The 12,242-nt window shown below is 66.8% G+C and carries 8 protein-coding genes; 3 read left to right on the top strand and 5 right to left on the bottom strand.

Translation table 11 applies throughout. The features are described 5' to 3' along the window. Nucleotides 1–618, top strand: a 618-nt coding sequence (locus BLV04_RS23625; protein WP_245732019.1) for an O-methyltransferase, incomplete at its 5' end; no start/stop codon positions are given. Nucleotides 619–707: 89 nt separating this feature from the next. Here the strand turns inward: BLV04_RS23625 and BLV04_RS23620 are convergent. From BLV04_RS23620 to BLV04_RS25810, 5 genes are all read right to left on the bottom strand, one after another. Then, nucleotides 708–1,244: a GNAT family N-acetyltransferase gene (locus tag BLV04_RS23620; RefSeq protein ID WP_093038521.1), complete on the bottom strand. Its 537-nt coding sequence runs from the start codon at nucleotides 1,242–1,244 to the stop codon at nucleotides 708–710. A 552-nt stretch (nucleotides 1,245–1,796) separates the two neighbouring features. After that, complete coding sequence (locus BLV04_RS23615; protein WP_093038519.1) at nucleotides 1,797–5,015, bottom strand: EAL domain-containing protein; 3,219 nt, start codon at nucleotides 5,013–5,015, stop codon at nucleotides 1,797–1,799. A gap of 4 nt (nucleotides 5,016–5,019) precedes the next feature. Continuing rightward, complete coding sequence (locus BLV04_RS23610) at nucleotides 5,020–5,451, bottom strand: response regulator (RefSeq protein ID WP_093038517.1); 432 nt, start codon at nucleotides 5,449–5,451, stop codon at nucleotides 5,020–5,022. Beyond that, the gene (locus tag BLV04_RS25815) at nucleotides 5,448–9,092 is read right to left on the bottom strand and encodes a PAS domain-containing protein (protein ID WP_175534787.1); all 3,645 of its coding nucleotides are present in this window, start codon (nucleotides 9,090–9,092) and stop codon (nucleotides 5,448–5,450) included. Before BLV04_RS25815 ends, BLV04_RS23610 begins: the two co-directional genes overlap by 4 nt. A gap of 11 nt (nucleotides 9,093–9,103) precedes the next feature. Continuing rightward, on the bottom strand, nucleotides 9,104–9,436 hold the full coding sequence (locus BLV04_RS25810) for a hypothetical protein (protein ID WP_175534786.1): 333 nt from the start codon (nucleotides 9,434–9,436) through the stop codon (nucleotides 9,104–9,106). 1,689 nt (nucleotides 9,437–11,125) lie between these two features. Here BLV04_RS25810 and BLV04_RS23595 point away from each other — a divergent pair. Further along, nucleotides 11,126–12,046, top strand: a complete 921-nt coding sequence (locus BLV04_RS23595) for an HlyD family secretion protein (RefSeq protein ID WP_245732018.1) — start codon at nucleotides 11,126–11,128, stop codon at nucleotides 12,044–12,046. Then, the coding region (locus BLV04_RS23590) for an ATP-binding cassette domain-containing protein (RefSeq protein ID WP_139192036.1) at nucleotides 12,043–12,242 on the top strand (200 nt) is incomplete at its 3' end. The genes BLV04_RS23595 and BLV04_RS23590, both read left to right, overlap by 4 nt.

Raw genomic sequence — 12,242 nt, 5'->3', positions numbered from 1 at the left:
CTGCTCGAGCACTCCCTGCGCGAGAGCGATGTCAAGCGGCGCCTGCGCGAGCTCACGGCCTCCTTGGAGTGGAGCGGGATGCAGATCGCCCCGGAGCAGGGTCAGTTCATGGCCCTGCTGGTGGAGCTGAGCGGTGCGCGGCGCATCGTCGAGATCGGCACCTTCACCGGCTACAGCGCGCTGTGCCTGGCCGAGGCCATGCCGGCGGACGGTACGCTGATCTGCTGCGACCTCAGCGAGGAGTGGACCGGCATCGCCCGCGGCTTCTGGCGCGAGGCCGGGGTCGAGGAGCGTATCGACCTGCGGCTGGCGCCCGCGCTGGAGACCCTCGATGCCTTGCTGGCACAGGGAGGGGAAGGTCGGTTCGACATGGCCTTCATCGACGCCGACAAGGGCAACTACACCCGGTACTTCGATCGCTGCCTGACGCTGGTGCGGCCCGGTGGCCTCATCCTGTTCGACAACACACTCTGGGACGGCCGCGTGGCCGATCCACAGGACCAGGACGAGGATACCCGGGCGATCCGCGCGCTCAACGATCGACTGCTGGGGGACCGGCGCGTGACCCTGAGTCTGGTGCCGATCGGCGACGGGCTGACCTTGGCGCGCAAGCGTTGACCTGCGCGCGAGGGACCAACCGACGGCCCGATGCGGTCACGGCAGGACGGGTCCCCTTCGATCCGCGCCATGCGCGTCTCGCCCCGCCGTCACATCTCGTTCGCACATGGCGCCGGACCGACCGCGCCGAATCCTTCGTGGAACGCGACAATTCCCCGCGGCAGCGTCCCGTCGAAGGACGCTGCGAAGAAGACCTCCGGCGGGACGCCCTCGAGTACGAGCTGCGGGCAGTTCTCGAACCCGAACCTTCGGTAGTATTCCGGATGCCCCACCAGGCAGCAGCCGCGCGCCTGCATGCCCTTGAGCCGCGACAAGCCTTCACGCACCAGGGCTTGGCCGATCCCTCGGCGCTGAACCTGCGGCAAGACCGACACCGGGCCGAGTCCGTACCAATCCCCCGTACCGTCGGACAGGGTGACGGGCGAGAACGCGATGTGGCCGACGACACGGCCGTCGAGCACCGCGACGAGCGAGAGGGCGAGGGCCTCGGCGGCACGGAGCGCGTCGATGATGACGTGTTCGGTCTGGTTGCTGATCTCCAGGTCGCGAAACGCCGCGATCGTCACCTCGGCGATCGCGGCGATATCGTCGCTGGTCTCGTTCTTGATCTCGATGTCCGACATCATGATCGCGTTCTCCGCCGCTCGGAAACCACCGGACGTCGTCCTACGCCAGCGCCCGCGATCCCGCTTACGCGTTCGGTGGCGTCGCTTTGGTGGACCTGATCGGCGGGTGGAATGCCTAAGTCTCGCACTATCCGGTCAGGGTCTCGGGTTGTCGATTCGGGATGGCATCCTTTGCGGCTTACGCTCCTCTGCACCACCGTGAATCCTTAGATTGCCGGGGCGCGGACCGCCCGGCCGCCGGCACTCCCCATTGCCGCAAGGTCGATCGGGGCCGGAACGGCTGAGCTGATCGCGGGAGCGATTGGTCAAGAGGAGGAGCCGTCTCCCGTCGACCGCAAAAGACTGACCGGTTCATCCTGGAAACGGAAAGTCCCTGGCGCTTCAACCAGTGACAAGTCACGACCCTGAGCTGACAGTCGCTGTGCTGCGCCTTGTGGCGGCTCAGGGATGTAAGCCGGTCATCGGGGATGAATAGGCTGTGGAGACGGAAACAGCGCTCGCGATTCCGTGGACTGGACCTGGTTTCACCAGCGAATAGCGGAGCGCCTGCTATCAGGCTTGGGTTATCTCGTTTGTTGCACCCAGCACCATCCGCGCGAATTCCTCCGCCGGCATGGGGCGGCCCAAGAGGTAGCCTTGGCAGGCGTGACAACCCTGCCGGCGCAGGAAGTCGAGCTGCTCCTGGGTCTCGACGCCTTCGGCGATGACCTTCAGGCGGAGGTTACGAGCCATGGCGATGATGGTCGCCGCGATCGTCATGTCGTCTTGGTCATCGGGGATATCCTGCACGAAGCTGCGGTCGATTTTGAGCTCGTCGATCGGAAAGCGCTTGAGGTAAGCAAGCGATGAGTAGCCGGTGCCGAAGTCGTCGATCGACAGACGCAGTCCCAGCGACTTGAGGCCACGCAGCAGATCGGCGGTCTGCTCGACGTGGTCCATGATCATGCTCTCGGTGAGTTCCAGCTTGAGGCGCTCGGGCGGAAGGCCTGTTTCGGCGAGAATGCCGGCAACGCGCTCGGCCAGGTTGGGATCAAGCAGTTGACGACCGGAGAGGTTGACGGCAATTCGCACCTCCGGCCACGCGCCGTCCAGCCAGTGTTTGGCCTGCACGCAGGCGGTGCGCAGCACCCAGCTACCTAGGGGCACGATGAGCCCGGTCTCCTCGGCGAGCGGGATGAAACGTGCCGGGGGAACCATGCCCTCCTCGGGGGACATCCAGCGCACCAGGGCCTCGCAGCCAATCAATCGCTTGTCGTGAGTCGCGAACTGGGGCTGGTAGTGTAACTGCAGCTCGCCGTCCGCGAGTGCACGATGCAGCCGCGCCTCCAGCGCCAAGCGCTCGTTGGCAACCCGAGTCAGGCTCGGGGTGTAGAAGCGGTAGGTGCCGCGTCCCTCCTCCTTGGCCTGATACATGGCCACATCGGCGTGCTTGATGAGGTCTGTCACCGAACCGCCGTCTTCCGGATAGAGACTGATGCCGATGCTCGCGCCGACATAGATCTCGGCCCCGCTCGCCAGGCGAAACGGCCGTTCCAGCAAACCCAGCACGGTTTGCGCGACCCCGGCCGCATCCTCCGGGCGTTGCAGTTGCTCCAAGATCAGCAGGAACTCGTCTCCACCCAGCCGGCCGAGCGTGTCCTCGTCGCGCAGCCGCGTGGCAAGCCGCTGCGCAAGCGCTTCGAGCAACTCATCCCCAATCGGGTGACCTAGGCTGTCGTTGACGGTCTTGAAACGGTCCAGGTCGATGAAAAGGAGCGCTATCCGACGTTGCTGACGCTCGGCCTGCCCCAGGGCGTGGTCCAGCCGCGATTGCAGCAGGCGGCGGTTGGGCAAATGGGTGAGAGGATCGTAGTGAACCAAGTGTTCCAGCCGCGCCTCGGACTGCCTGAGCTGGCTGATATCGGTCATGACCCCGACGTAGTAGCTGGGACTCCGCTGGCTGTCGTAGACAACGCTGATGCTTAGAATCTGCGGGTAGAGCTCGCCGCTCTTGCGGCGGTTCCAAATCTCCCCCTGCCAGTATCCGGTCGCCTCGATGCTGGCCCACATCGCCTGGTAGAAGGACGGGTCCTGGCGGCCGGAGCGCAGTATACTGGGCTTACGGCCCACGACATCCGACTCCTTGTAGCCGGTGATATCACTGAAGGCACGGTTGACGGTGAGGATACGCACGTCCAGATCGGTGATGATGACCCCTTCGCGTGTGCTCTCAAACACAGTTGCGGCCTGGCGCAGCCGGATATCGGCCCGCACCCGCGCCACCGCGAGTCCAGCGATGCGGGAAAATTCGCCGATGAGGCCCCGCTCGGCTAGGGTGGGTGCGCGTGCCCGGGCGAAGCGAACCTTGCAATAGCCCAGGACTTGTCCGGCTCCATCCTTGAACGGCAGGGTCCAGTCGAATCCCCGTTCCTCCTGCGGCCGGGGCACGCTAAAGCCGCGCTCCTCGGGCGGCGCCTCGATCTCAACCCGCATGTGAGGGTAGATGTCTTCCAGGCGGCGGCCGATCTCCTCGAGGATATCCGGAAGCGACCGATTATCGACAAGGGCATCCAGCACGACCATCCGCGTCTCGCGCAAATGCTCGGTCCGCTTCTGCTCCGTGACGTCACACCAGACCCCGGTCGCGCTGCAGTGCTTAGACTCGCCGCTTGCTTCAACCAGGTTGAGCTCGTCGTGAATCCAGCACACCTGCCCTCCTGCGTCGAAGAAACGATAGGTGTGTGACACGTGCCCCGCCCCGGGCAGGCTCGCGAAGCGCTCCAGCGTCTCTTCGCGGTCGTCCGGGTGCAGACGGGAGGCCCAGGCGTTGGGCTGAAGGATCTCCGCCGGCGTATAGCCCAGCAGCCGGGTGATGTTCTCGCTGACCCAGGTCAGCGGCGACTCCGGCGTGCTGATCTGCCGGGTGTAAAGGACAACCGGGCTAGCCGCCAAGGCGAGCGCCAACCGCTCCGAGGCCGCACGCAGTTGAAGGCGCTCACGTGCCAGCTCGACCTGCCCCCAGACCTTCTCCAGGGTCGCCGGAAGTTTGTAGAGATAGCCCTGATGTTTGGAGACGTAGTCGTTGACGCCAAGGTGGATGGCGCGCGCCGCCACTTCCTCGTTGCCCTGGCCGGAGACCATGACGATGGGGATGTCGAGCCCGCGCTCGGCGCGCAGCACCTTGACCGCCTCCAAGGCATCCAAGCCAGGCAAGCGATAGTCCAGGAGCACCACGTCGAAATCGGCCTGCGTGCCGGGATCGGAAGGCAAACGTGCGAGCACCTCACCGACATCGGTCGCAAGACTGAGGCGGATATGCGGGGCGTAGCGCGCGAGGTGACGGCGCGTCAGATCGATGTCGGCGGCGCTGTGCTCGGCGTACAGCACGCGCAACGGGCGTTCGTGACGGATGCGGGCATCGTGGAAGCGTTTGTGGGCGTCGCGCAGCGTGATGGGCAGACGCTCCAGCGCGGCGACATCTTTGGTCAGATAGTCGTCCGCTCCGGCCTGGAGCGCTGCGATGGCGCACTCTTGATCGCCCGAGCCGGTCAGCATTACCACCGCCAAAGGCAACCGGTGCTCGCGAATCCATACCAGCAGCTCCAGCCCGGAACCGTCCGGCAGGCGCAGATCCACCAGCGCCAAGTCAAAGTCAGCCGCGTCTTGCAGGTGCACGCGCGCCGCGGTCTGATCGGAGACCTGGTCGAGCTCGATCTCCGGCGCCCGACGGGCCAGCACGCACCGGGTCAGATCCGCGTCGGTCGGGTTGTCTTCGACGTGCAGGACGCGCATAGGCTCATCTCGGCGGTTGATTAAGCAGGCACCAGTAGAGCTCGATTTGGACTGCGACCTCCATGAACTTGTCGAAGTTCACCGGCTTGACGATGTAGGAATTGGCGTGCAGTCGGTAAGCGGCCTCGATGTCGCGATCCTCGCTGGAGGAGGTGAGCACCACCACCGGCAGGTCCCGGGTGATCGGATGGGTGCGCAGCCGGCGCAGGACCTCCAGCCCGTCGACGCGCGGCAGCTTGAGGTCGAGCAGGATCACCAGCGGCAGCGGCTCGCCGGCCGCCCAGCGCGGGATCCGGTCGAGCACCTCCTGACCGTCGCGCGCGACGTCCAGCGGATAGGCGAGCTTGCGCCGGGCAAAGGCGCGCCGGGTGAGGTCGAGATCCACGGGGTTGTCCTCGACCAGCAGGATGGGGCGGGTGTTGAAATCCTGCGTCATCGTGGTAGCTCCAGGTAGAAGACGGCGCCCTGTCCAGGCGCGCTCTCGGCCCAGGCGTGGCCGCCCATGCGACTCATCGCCTTGCGCACGATGGCCAGGCCGATGCCGGTTCCGGGGAAGTTCTCGGCCCGTTGCAGGCGCTGGAAGATCTCGAAGATGCGGTCGTGGAATTGCACGTCGAAGCCGATGCCTTGGTCCGCGATGCGCAGCCGCACGCTCGACTCCCCTGTCGCGCCGCTGATGTGTACCGCGGCCGACTCGCCCGGTCGATGGAACTTGAGGGCATTGTCCAACAGGTTGCGCAGCACCATCGCCAACCCGTCGGGGTCGGCACGCGCGGTTAGACCTTCGAGCTCGACCTGGACGTCGGCCCCGGCCGCCTGGATATCCGCGGCACGCTCGGTGAGAAGACGCCCCATCAGCGCGGCGAGGTCGAGCGGGACGCCGGGCAGACCGCGCCGCTCCATGCGCGAGTAGGCGAGCAGATCCTCGATCAACTGGCTCATCTGTTCGACCCCATGCCGTACGTTGCCAAGGAGCAGCCGGCCCTCCTCGTCGAGCTGCTCCAGATAGTCCTCCAGCAGCAGCTTGCTGTAGCCGTCGATGCCGCGCAATGGTGCCTTGAGGTCGTGCGAGACCGAGTAGGTGAAGGTCTCCAGCTCGTCGTTGATCGAGGCCAGCTCGGCGGTACGCGCGCTCACGCGCTCCTCCAGTTCGGCGTTGAGGCGGCGGATCTCGTCCTCGACGCGCTGGCGCTCGGTGATGTCCGTGACCACCGCGACGCGGGCACGGCGGCCTTGGTACTCCAGATCGTGCGAGCGAGCCTCGATGGCCATCACAGTACCGTCCTTCTTCAAGTGGTGCCATTCGCCGTCGAAGGCCAGACCGGTCAGGCGGGCCGCGAGCTCCGTGATCGGGACGCGCTCCTGCTCCGGGAAAAGGTCGATGAGCCGCAGCTTCTCGGCCTCCTCGCGGCTGTAGCCGTAGTGATCGAGGAAAGAGGTGTTGACCGCGAGCAGTTGCAGGGTGCCCCGCGCGTAGATCAGTACGGGTAGCGGATTGTGCTCGAACAGATGCCGGTAGCGCGCCTCGCTCTCGCGCAGCGCCGCCGCGGTCCGAGCCCGCTCGGTGACGTCGCGCACCACGGCGATGAGCTGCGAGGTCTCCGGCAGCGGGGCGAGCCGCGCCTCGAAACGGTGCTCCCCATCGGGCATGGGGAGGTCGTACTCGTAGGTAACGAGGCGTTCCGCGCCGGCCGCCAGGTCCATGTTGTGTGCGAAGATCTCGGCGGGTCCGGGCGGCAGCACCTCGTGCATGCGCCGGCCGAGGAAATGCTCCGGCGGCGCGTAGAAGTTGCCGCGGCGGCTGGCGCGGTAGTCGCGGATGGTGCCGTCGGCGTCAATCAGGAAGAACAGATCGGGCAGCACCTGGAACACCAGGTCCAGCAGTGCCTCGCGCTCGCGCGCCGCCAGCTCGGCTAGTTTGCGACGGGTGATGTCCTGGATGGCGCCCTGGACACCGACCACGCGCCCCTCTTCAAGCACCGGCAGGCCGATGGTGCGCACCCACTTGTGGGCACCCTTTGCGGTGGTCACCTCCAGCTCCAGCTCGTAGGCTTGGCCGCGCTCGATGGCGTCGCGCAGGGCCTTCTCGATCACCGTGCGCGACGGCCCCTGAAAGAGTTCGAGCCCCTGGGCGACACCGGCGTGCGGCTGCGGTGGCTCCATGTCCAGGATGCGCGCGGTCTCGTCGGTCCAGGAGCCCGCGAGGGTGGCGACCTCGAACTCCCAGCCGCCGACCCGGGCGAGCCGGCTGGTGCGGTCGAGGATGTCACGCTGGCGGCGGATCTCCTGCTCGACGCGCTTGCGCTCGGTGATGTCGGTGAAGAAGCTCGAGATGCCGTCGCTGGTCGGATAGATGCGGTTCTCGAACCAGCGGTCCCACGGCGCGAAATAGTCCTCCAGCCTGACCACCTCCCGGGTGCGCATGGCCTGCTCCAGGGCCGCCTGGGTCGGCTCGCCGATCCCCTCCGGGAAAGCGCTCCAGATCGGTTGGCCGACCAGCTCCGCCGGATCGCGTCCAAGCTGAATACCGGCCTGGCGGTTGACGTATTGAAAGCACCAGTCGCGCCCGAGGCTGACGAAGCCGTCGCTCATGCTCTCCAGAAGGTCGGTGAGCCGGCAGTTGAGCGCCTCGCGCGCGCGATCGCTCTCCATCAGTTCCAGGGCGAAGCCGATGTCGGCCGCGAGCTCGTCGAGCAGATCCAGCTCGGCGGCGTCGAAGACGGCGGCGCGGTCAGCGTAGAGGCTGAAGGTCCCCCGCGTCTCGCCCGCCACGACGATCGGGAAGGTGGCCGATGCATGGTAGCCGAGCGCCAGCGCGGCCTCGCGCCCGGGTGCCATGCGCGGATCCTCGGCGATGTCGTTGCAGACCACGTGCTGGCCCTGTTTCAGGGCCTCCCCGGTGGGGCCGTGGGCCTGGACGTCGTCGTCGCCGCCGATTGCAATGTGCAGCCGCTCCGGATAGCCGTCAGCCACCCCGGCATGCGCCACCGGACGCACCAGGCCGCTGGCCGGGTCGGCGAGCCCCAGCCAGGCCATGCGGAAGCCGCCCACCTCGACCGCGATGCGGCAGGCCTCGCGGAAAAGGGCTTCGGGATCGCGCAGGCGCACGATGGCTGAATTGATCCCGCTCAAGACGCTGTGGACGCGGCTCAAGCGCTGGATGCGCTCCTCGGCCTCCTTGCGCGCGGTGATATCGCGCGCGATGCCGAGCACCCCGAGCACCCGGCCCTTGGCATCGCGCACGGGCGTCTTGATGGTCTCAAAGAGCCCGCGATAACCGTCGGCGGCGAAGGTCGCCCATTCCTCGTTGACGCGCGGCCCGCCGGCGGCGATGGCGGCGCGGTCGTTGGCGCGAAGGAAGTCCGCTAGCTCGGCAGGGAGGAAATCCCGATCCCTCCGCCCCAGGATCTCCGACTCCGGCGCCCCGAATAATTGCTCGAAGCGCGGATTGCAGGCCAGATAGACCCCATCGGTGTCCTTCAGCCAGACCAGGTCGGGGATGGTGTCGAGCAGAGTGCGCAGACGCCCCTGGCTGTGCGCCAGGTCCAGGCTGCGGCGCAGCAGCAGGTAGGTCATCACGGCCGCCGCCAGGGCGAGAACTAGGCCGCCGAGACGGATCGTCCAAAGTAGCTGCTGTGACTGGCCCCAGCCGCCCAGCGGGGTCGCGGCCAACTGCCAGCTCCCGCCAGGTACGGCCACGTCGAGCGCGACCGGTCGGTGCTCCGCGATTCCGGGATCGCCGAAGAAGATCGGCCCGGTGGGGCCCGTTCCATCGGTGCCGCGCAGCGCCAGACGGAATTGGGTCAGTGCGTCGAGGATGCCGGCCTGCCGGTAAAGGGTTTCGACATCGATGACAGCGGAGACGATGCCCCAAGGGCGCCGCTCGCGGCCTGGCGCGTCCGGCGTGACAAAGACCGGCTCGCGGATGATGAAGCCCATCCCGCCCTGGAGCATTGGCAGGGGGCCGGCGAGGGTTGATTCGCCGGTTCGCAGGGCGCGCCGGGCAGCCGGGCCCTGGGTGGGGTGAGCGCGGTAGTCGAGCCCGATCGCGGCCTCGTTGCCCGCGAGCGGATACATGAGCGAGACGATCAGGTCCTGCGACCCGCGATGTTGTTCAGGGCGTGGCGCTGATCGACCACGCCCTGAGCGATGCGGGCGAACTCGGTCTGATCGATATCGGGATGGGTCGAGATCACGGCGGTCAACCCATGCACAAGGAGCAGGTTGGCGTTGACAACGCCTTCCACCCGAGCGCGCAGGGCGGAGAGCTGGATCAGCACTGCGGTCCGCTCCTGCTCGATCGCGCGGTCGCGCACCAGCCGCTCGATTGCCTGTTCGGTGACCATGACCGGGAGCATGGCCAGCAAGCCGAGCAGCCAGGGCCATTTCGAAGACCCGGGTATGTTTGGACGGTTCTTCATCAGGGTATTGACTCGCGAGACGCAAAGGAGGCGATCTGCACTCCGGACCGCGAAACCATAAGTCCCCATTCGCGTGCGGGAGCTCGCCCGGTGAGGGCACGCCCGGCCGTCCCGTGCAAGATTATGTCTTGGCCGAGTACTGACTTAGCGGACAGCGCGACGCACAGGACACAGTGTAGCACCGCAGATTTCGTTGCCCGTTGATCGTTGTCGGTTGTCGGTTGTCGGTTGTCGGTTGTCGGCTCCATCCTGGGCCAGACCGGCGTTAAGGACCAAAGCCGGGGGCAACCTCAGCGTGCCGAATGAAACCCTAAAACGTCGGAGCTTCAACCTAAATGAGCACAACGCAGGTGCGAGGTTCCTTAGAAGGATTCGCCGATGCTGCGACTGGTCGGCTCCTGCCAATCTTCGTCCGCAACGCCAGCGACAAAAAGACCGCGCCTATCCCGAGGCTACCCGATCGAAGTGTTCCTCGCACCTGGCCGTTAGCGTTGCGCCCCGCTCGCTCCTGCGTCGCGTACGAGGGGCCCACTTCGGCATCGGGACAGCAGGGGCAAGCCCCCGGTGCCCTTAAAGATCAAGATGTCGATCGTGTCCAACACGAGGCCGCGGTCCGACCGCGCGTGCAGGCGGGTCCGCTGGGAAACGCTGAGTGTGAATGCCTAGGGCAACAACCGAGTGACCTCGTCCGTGCGCACGTTTCCTCCGCCGACCCGGTATCAGCGGATAGCACGGCCCTCCTGTGCCACCGAGGTGTTCATCTAGCGGGTCGATCACTACTCAGCGCGCACAGAACTCAAAGCGTGATGAAATGACGATATAAGCGATCGATGAGTCGGACTCTCGCAAACATGACCGGCAGCTTTCCGGCATCGACCTGTCGATCGCTCTTCAAGCTCGGGTGTCCGTTCATGGCCAAGAGCGATCTTTCGGCGTCGCAATGCCGACGACCGCGACAGACCGCTCCTGGGGCCCAGCGATCGGTCGGCTGGCTCGGCTCGGTGGCGGGTCCGGGTCGTAAACCGTTTTCCGCGAACCGTTCGCAGACTGTCCGAACTCCGCACCGGAGTTCCGGTACCACAACCGAGGACACCCACGACATCCCGTTCCCCGGGATCGCATGCCGTATACCCGGTTCGCTCCACGGTCAGAGTTGCACGCCGGCCGCCCGGGGCCGCCGCTCGGATCGCCCGGTCTCCCGGTGGACCCGGATGGCGACACCCGCCACCCGGCGCGGCGACAGCGCACGCCACCTACCGCGGAACCAGACGGGACGCGCGAGCAGAACGTACGCCAGCAGCAGAGGGGCAAGCGGAACCGCGAAGGCCGCAGTGTCCACCACGACGATCAACATCACGCGGCCGAGCCGAGCCGAGCGGGGGCGTGGCGTCGGCGCCGATGATCCCCGCGCGTGTTGCCCCTGTCGAGATCGCGAGCGAGGGCGGGGCGGCGGCCCGCCGGAGGCGACTCGCGAGCGCGGGACCCGGAACCGATGCGCAGACATCCGGACCACGAGCGCGCTGCCGTAAGCTGGCTTCGCCATCCCTGTGCTTGACCGGAACTCAGCACCACTCTAGCCTCGCATTTGCGGTCCACCGGAGCGGTTTGACCCGCCCCGTCGCAACGACAGCATCCGCAGGCTCAATAGGCGTCCGACGCATGTGCAGGCTCAGGATCCGATTCGCCATCATGGCTGCCGCCCTGCTCACGGGCTGCTTGGACACCGAGCGACCGCTTGCGCTCGGAACCCTGGAGCGAGATCGCGTCGCCCTCACCGCCACCGTCGCCCAACTGGTCGTCGACCTGCCCGTGGCCGAGGGCACGCCGGTCACCAAAGGTACCCTCTTGGTCCAGCTTTCCGACGGCCAGCAGCGCGCGGAGGTCGAACGCGCCAAGGCGCAGGTCGCCCGGTCCAAGGCGCATCTGCAGCAGCTGCGCAACGGCCCGCGCCGCCAGGACATCGCGGCGGCCAGGGCGCAGGTGGCCGGGCGCGAGGCGGATCTGCGCGAGGCCCAGATCACCGCCGAGCGCAATCAGGAGCTGATCGCCCGCAAGGCGGTCAGCCAGGCCGAGGTCGATCGGACCCGGGCGCTGCGCGATGCCGCAAGCGCGCGGCTGGACGAGGCCAAGGAGAACCTCGACGAACTGCTCGCGGGCACGCGCCCGGAGCAGATCGCCCAAGCCGAGGCCGAGCTGAGTGCGGACGAGGCCGCGCTGGCCCATCAACAGGCCTTGCTGTCGGAGCTGCGCATCGTCGCCACCCGCGACGGCGTGCTCGACAGTCTGCCCTGGAACCTCGGCGAGCGCGTCACGGTCGGCAGCCCCGTGGCGATCATCCTCGCCGGCAAGGCGCCCTATGCCCGGGTTTACGTCCCCGAGCCCTATCGGGTCAGGATCAACAAGGGCGATACGCTCAAGGTGCACGTCGATGGACTGGATCGAACCTTTGACGGCACCGTGCGCTGGATCAGCTCCGACCCGGCCTTCACCCCCTACTACGCCTTGAATGCCAGCGACCGCGCCAGGCTCATGTATCTGGCGGAGGTCGAGCTTCCGGACAGCGCCGCCACGCTCCCGAACGGCGTGCCCGCACAGGTCGAGATGCCGTGACCGAGTCGGTCATCGAAGCGTGCGGTCTGACGCGCCGGTTCGGCGACCTGACCGCCGTCGATGCTCTTGATCTGATCGTCGCTCCGCGCACCATCTATGGTTTTCTCGGCCCCAACGGCTGCGGCAAGACCACCACCCTGCGGATGCTCACCGGGCTGCTGACGCCATCCGCCGGCACGGTCACGGTGCTCGGCCA

Origin of the sequence: Thiocapsa roseopersicina, from assembly GCF_900106925.1 — a bacterium.
In the GTDB taxonomy this organism is placed as follows: domain Bacteria; phylum Pseudomonadota; class Gammaproteobacteria; order Chromatiales; family Chromatiaceae; genus Thiocapsa; species Thiocapsa roseopersicina.
The sequence above is the reverse complement of the archived record's forward strand: the minus strand, read 5'-3'. Positions and strand labels throughout refer to the sequence as shown.

What these genes read in the sequence shown, in the direction of transcription:
- BLV04_RS23620 (WP_093038521.1), bottom strand. Translation starts at nt 1,244, where the DNA reads ATGATGTCGGACATCGAGATCAAGAACGAGACCAGCGACGATATCGCC.
- BLV04_RS23615 (WP_093038519.1), bottom strand. Translation starts at nt 5,015, where the DNA reads ATGCGCGTCCTGCACGTCGAAGACAACCCGACCGACGCGGATCTGACC.
- BLV04_RS23610 (WP_093038517.1), bottom strand. Translation starts at nt 5,451, where the DNA reads ATGACGCAGGATTTCAACACCCGCCCCATCCTGCTGGTCGAGGACAAC.
- BLV04_RS25815 (WP_175534787.1), bottom strand. Translation starts at nt 9,092, where the DNA reads ATGTATCCGCTCGCGGGCAACGAGGCCGCGATCGGGCTCGACTACCGC.
- BLV04_RS25810 (WP_175534786.1), bottom strand. Translation starts at nt 9,436, where the DNA reads ATGAAGAACCGTCCAAACATACCCGGGTCTTCGAAATGGCCCTGGCTG.
- BLV04_RS23595 (WP_245732018.1), top strand. Translation starts at nt 11,126, where the DNA reads ATGGCTGCCGCCCTGCTCACGGGCTGCTTGGACACCGAGCGACCGCTT.